Below are 3,288 nucleotides of genomic sequence, written 5' to 3'. Positions count from 1 at the left end.
TCAAATATTTTTTAAACCCTTAAGGCACCAAAAAAAGCAAAGAATAATTGATTTTGATAGGAGTTTGGGTTAAATCTACTAAGTTACCAGCTATGGGAGGAAGGTCTATGCCTAAATTTAAGATACAAGATCAGGTTAAAAGCAGAAGCGACGAATCGCTGTTGGGTGTTATCCTAGAAGTCCTGTCGGAAGTCGGAGGAATTCAGTATTACAAGGTCCGCTGGTCAAATACGGCGTCTATAAAAAAGCTACCAGAAGACGATTTACTGCCACTTGAGGAAAATCTCACATTGGAGAACAGTTTTATATCCAGTAAATTCGCTGGATACGACGACTTCCTCCGAGAGATCACTTTACAGCGATTGGAGAGAAAGAAGCCTATCAAAAACACTCTTTACGCCTTCAACGCATCGAAAACAAGGTTCTTCCCTTATCAATTTAAACCACTTATGAAGATGCTTGACTCGGAAAACTATAGAATACTTATATGTGATGAGGTAGGTTTAGGAAAGACCATAGAGGCAGGTTTGATTTTAACGGAATTCTGTGCAAGATTTGAATCACAAAGGATCCTCATAACCTGCCCATCCAGCCTGACAGGCAAATGGCAAAGCGAGATGAGACTTCGTTTTGACCAAGATTTTAGAATATATCGCAGAAAAGAACTAGATGAATTTTTTAATAGGGTCAAAGAAAACGAGGAGAGATCCCTTTTCAGAGGGATAGTCTCCATAGAGACGCTCAGATACGGCAACGTAATATCCCAAATTGAAGAGCTGTCTTTAGAGTTCGATATGGTTATAGTCGACGAAGCTCACCACATGAGAAACAGAAACACAAAACAGTGGAAAGTCGGTCGACTGTTATCGAACAGGGCAACAGCAATGATCATGCTGACGGCTACCCCTGTACAGATCGGCATGAAAAACCTTTACAACCTATTAAAAATACTGGACGAGAAGGAATTCATGGACACAGCGGAGGCGATCAGAAGATTTTCCATTAACGAAAATATAGTATTAGCACAGACCTGCATATCTCAGATACCACCTAAAATCGATCAAGCCTGGGGTTATCTGGAAAAAGCCAAGGAATACGATGCAGTAAGAAGGAACCCTCATATAAATACGGCTTACCATGCCATACGTAAACTCGACAATGATATAAAGCAAAATCAAGATAAAAATGCAGCGATAAAATCTCAGATAGAGGCGCAAAGAGCTCTTGCATCGTTAAACCTCATAGGTCATATATACACCAGAACGAAGAGAAGAGACGTCAACGAAAAAATGACCGTGAGGAAAGCCTGCCCTATCAATGTATCCTTTAAGGACCACGAGAGACGTTTTTACGATGCAGTAACAGACTACGTAAGGAGTGCCTGTTCTGAAAAAAACTGTATAAGAGGTGGGGAAGCTTTTCGTCTAAACATGCCGCAGAGACAGATGGCCTCCTCTATCCCCGCAATGGTTCAACACTATAAAAATAACTATAATAGAATATTTGACGATATCTATTACGACATAGACGATAACACGGACTATGAACAATACGATCTCTCAGAAAAAAGCGGCACCATGGAGGAAAATGACCCTAAGCCCTCCTACGAGCAATCCCTACTCAGATTAAGGGGTATAGTCGACGGTTGGGATGAGAGCTGGGTAGACTCTAAATACGAAAGCATGAGAGAGGCAATAGAAAAAGCAAGGGAAAAAGAGGGCAAGATAAAAGTTTTAATTTTTTCTTTTTTCAAGGGAACAATTAGATATTTAAAATCCAGACTAGAGAAAGACAACATAAAAAGCGTCATGATCGACGGAAGCGTCCCTACAGAGGAGAGAGGAGATATCATAAGTCGATTTCGAGAAGAGCCTGACATAGAGGTCATGCTTTCCTCTAAAGTCGGAGCTGAGGGGCTAGATTTTCAGTTTTGTCACATCATGATTAACTATGATCTACCTTGGAATCCTATGGAGGTAGAACAGAGAATAGGTAGATTGGACCGGATCGGTCAAAAGTCGGATAAGATTTATATCTACAATTTTTGGATAGAGGACACTATCGAGGAGCGTATTTTAAAAAGGCTCTACGATAGGATAGATATATTTAACAGATCTATAGGTAGCCTGGAGCCTATTATCGGAGAGATCGGTAGCGAGCTTCAATTTGAGATATTATCCAAGAGCCAGACCCAGGAGGAAGAGGAAGCAGCACTAGAACGTCAGCTTATAGCTCTGGAAAACAGCAAAAAAGATATGGAAGAGATAGAGTCTGACGTCTCAAAATTTATAGGTGTAGATTCCTTTTTCGACCAAGAGGTCGAACGCTCAAGCAAGAGCAACCTGCATATAACCCCAGGGCAGCTCCAGCTCATAGTGGAGAGCTTTATAGAAAAAAATGCCCCTCAGACCCTCCTATCATATAGCCAGGAAAGCCACAAGGGCAAATTAACGATAAAGAAGGATTTTATACGTATTATGAAAGGTCAAGGTTTTGAATGGTCTCATATCCCCAAGCAAGAGAAAAGCATCGATATAACTTTTAAAGGAGAAGTCGCTTATCAATGCCAGGAGACTGAGTTTATAGGTGTCATACACCCAATAGTCAGATCGATAGTCAAATTCTACAGCGATAACGCTCGACAGGGGAAAAGGACTCCCCAGGCTCACTACATATGCCTAGAGACGAACACTCTGCCTCCAGGACTATACTTTTTCTCTCTTGTTTTATTTGAGGAACGCAGGGCAGTAAGAGATGAACACTCCTTACAGCTTTTTATCGTGAACGATTCCCTCTACGAGATCGCTATCCCAGATTATTCGGATAAGATTTTAGGAGAAATTCTCGAGAGAGGCAAAAACCCATCTGTTCCACCGGATGAGTACGAGCCGGAGGATCTTAAACAAGTAATAGAGGTATTGCAGGAGATGGAGCTAAAGAGACAGGGAGAGATAAAAAAAGAGTTGCAGATATTCCACGAGGCTACACTGAACAGACATAGAGACACTATAGAATCCTCCTTTGAGAGGATCATAAAATCGAAAGAGGATATCCTAAGAAGAGAGCTCAGCAAAGATCATCCCAATGAAAAAATAGCAAACATGCACCGATCCACGATAGCAAATAAAAAAACAGAAATGGAAATAAAGCTAAAAGAAATAGAAAACAGAAAAACACCTTCTGTGAGCTCTGCCCCTATCTCTCTAGGATGTCTTGAGATAATAAATTGTAACTATTCAGTCGCCCCATCCAGGAAGAGAATCTGACCATCGAGAGCCATAGACATGG

General features: G+C 41.1%; 1 protein-coding gene. It reads left to right on the top strand.

The genetic code is table 11. The features are described from left to right. Positions 1-107: 107 nt before the first annotated feature. Complete coding sequence (locus B9Y55_RS12910) at positions 108-3,266, top strand: DEAD/DEAH box helicase (RefSeq protein ID WP_159448362.1); 3,159 nt, start codon at positions 108-110, stop codon at positions 3,264-3,266. Positions 3,267-3,288 lie beyond the last annotated feature (22 nt).

The sequence above is a fragment of the Dethiosulfovibrio salsuginis genome, assembly GCF_900177735.1.
GTDB lineage: Bacteria > Synergistota > Synergistia > Synergistales > Dethiosulfovibrionaceae > Dethiosulfovibrio > Dethiosulfovibrio salsuginis.
Note: the sequence above shows the minus strand (reverse complement) of the source record. Positions and strands in the feature narration are given on the sequence as shown.